The organism is Methanobrevibacter sp., from assembly GCF_045116495.1.
GTDB lineage: Archaea > Methanobacteriota > Methanobacteria > Methanobacteriales > Methanobacteriaceae > Methanocatella.
On record NZ_JBGULU010000005.1, the window covers coordinates 1 to 2,565 of the forward strand.

2 protein-coding genes are annotated in these 2,565 nt (G+C 34.8%); both read left to right on the forward strand.

Features of this window, described 5'->3' with window-relative positions; all coding sequences use genetic code 11:
• Nucleotides 1-295 precede the first annotated feature (295 nt).
• A complete protein-coding gene (locus ACJMLH_RS00300) occupies nucleotides 296-2,026 on the forward strand; it encodes a Na+/H+ antiporter NhaC family protein (RefSeq protein ID WP_405273977.1) in 1,731 nt (576 codons plus the stop codon).
• A gap of 203 nt (nucleotides 2,027-2,229) precedes the next feature.
• The coding region (locus ACJMLH_RS00305; protein ID WP_405273978.1) for a hypothetical protein at nucleotides 2,230-2,565 on the forward strand (336 nt) is incomplete at its 3' end.

Here is a 2,565-nt window from a genome sequence, read left to right on the forward strand (position 1 = left end):
GTATGCAATTATCAAAATTACCAGTAATGCATAAAGTTTTTTCATTATTATTTCACCTGCTTAATGTTATTTAATTTAAACTATATAATCATTGGGTATAATTTTACAATTAAATAAATATAATATTTATAGTAAAAAAGACAAAATAGTACCTATAATTCAGTCAATTGATGTTTTAACAGCTTTTAGTCGATATAAGTGTGTTTAAAAAAATAAATTATTTTTTAAAAGTTGTTAAAAAAACTATACTAATAAATTCATGAATTATTAAAAAGTTTAGGAAAATGGTGTGATTATGGAAAGAAAAATGAAAATAGGTATTATTGTAGCTGTTTCTTTAATAGCTCTTTTTGCATTATCACTATGGATTTCCTCCTTACCTGCCAATGAGGATAATGCAGTGAGGTTCGGTATATTGACACTGCTGCCTCCTCTTGTAGCTATCGGTTTGGCATTCATTACAAAGGAAACAATATTGTCTTTGTTTTTAGGTGTGTTTGTAGGGGAATTCATGTTGTGTGTAAATGATTTAAACATTATCTCCACAATAATCAACGCATTTCTTCAATTGGGTTCTCAGGTCATTTCCTGTATGGCAGACCCATGGAATGCAGGTATTATCCTTCAGTGTTTACTCATTGGTGGGGTAATTCAATTGATTACCAAAATGGGTGGAGCAAGGGCATTGGCAGATGCATTTGCTAAAAGAGCTAATACCCCTAGAAAAGCTCAATTGTTTACTTGGCTTTTAGGATTATGCGTATTCTTTGATGATTATGCAAACTCTTTGATTGTAGGTCCGATTATGAGGCCTGTTATGGACAAACTTAAAGTATCCAGAGAAAAACTCGCATTTGTAGTGGATGCAACTGCAGCGCCTGTAGCTGGAATTGCAATCATTTCAACCTGGATTGGATTGGAAATCAGTTTAATCGCTGCAGGATTCAAGTCTGTCGGTGCAACTAATGTAACCGGTTTTGGAATATTTTTACAAACCATTCCATACAGATTTTATAATATATTCATCTTAATATTCATCGTGATTTCCGCATTAACATTATATGAATTCGGTCCTATGAAAAAGGCTGAACAGGAAGCACGTAACAGAACAGAAATACAACAAGTCTCAGAGGCACCTGGTTTTGATGAAGTTAAACCTGTTGAAGGAATTAAACTCTCCGTTTGGAATGCGATAATACCAATCGCAACACTTATTATCGGAGCACTCATGGCATTTTACTGGAGTGGATACACTGCTATTTTAGGTGGTGAAGATCAGGCATTAATTACATTAATGAAAACAGCTCCTTTATCATTCCAAGGTATCTTTGAAGCCCTTTCAGCATCTGATGCATCCGTAGCACTTTTCCAGGCAGCGCTTCTTGCTTCAATCGTAGCTATTGTGATGGCAGTAGGAGAGCAAATACTCTCAATTGAAGATGCAATCTCCGAATGGATTGGTGGTATGAAAACCATTGTTATCACAGGCGTAATCCTGCTTCTTGCATGGTCCCTTGGAGGAGTAATTGGAGAAGTAGGTACTGCGGATTATCTTGTCGGAGTATTGAGCGGATCAATACCTCTGTTTATCGTGCCTGCACTGGTCTTTATATTGGGTGCATTGATATCATTTGCAACCGGTACAGCATATGGTACAATGAGTATCCTCATGCCTTTGGCCATTCCACTGGGATGGGCTGTAAGTACAGGGGACATGAACTTCACAATCGTATGTACAAGTGGAGTGCTTACCGGAGCAATTTTCGGAGACCACTGTTCACCGATTTCAGATACAACAATTCTCTCTTCAATGGGAACAAGCTGTAACCACATTAATCACGTTCAAACACAAATCTACTATGCAGTTTTCGTTGCAATTATTTCAATATTTATAGGTTACATCCCAGCAGCACTCGGAGTGCCATGGTTTGTCTGCATTCCGGGGGGTATTGTTGTAATGATTGTCGGACTGAAAATACTTGGTGAAAAAGTGGACTTTGAAGAAGTTGATGAGGCGACCTCATAACTTCTACTCTTTTTTTTTAAATGACTATTTTTTTTAGTTCATAACAATTTGATTTTGTTGTTATTTTCACTTTTTTTGACTGATTATTGCTATTTTTACCAAAAAGGGCAATATTTTAGTAAAGTATTATATTAGATAATATACATATATAGTATCATATAAAAATTGAGAAAAATTATTTCAAAAATTGTGGTGTTTTTATAATGAAATATAAACAGATTTTGTTGCTTGTTTGCATAATAACATGCATGTTATTTACATTTTCATGTGTTTTTGCAAATGATGTGATGAATGATACAATTAGTCAAAGTGATTTGGAAGCACAGGAGCTTCCAGTAATTAGCAGTGATGAAAATAATACAAATGTGCTGGCTATCGATTCATCATCTGCTTCTAATGTTTATTTTGATGCATCTGCCGCTAATGATGGTGATGGTTCAAAATCGAATCCTTATAAGTATTATAAATCAGATAGGATAAATTATGGGGATACTGCTTATTTTGCAGATGGAGTTTATGATATAACAGATTCAAATTCC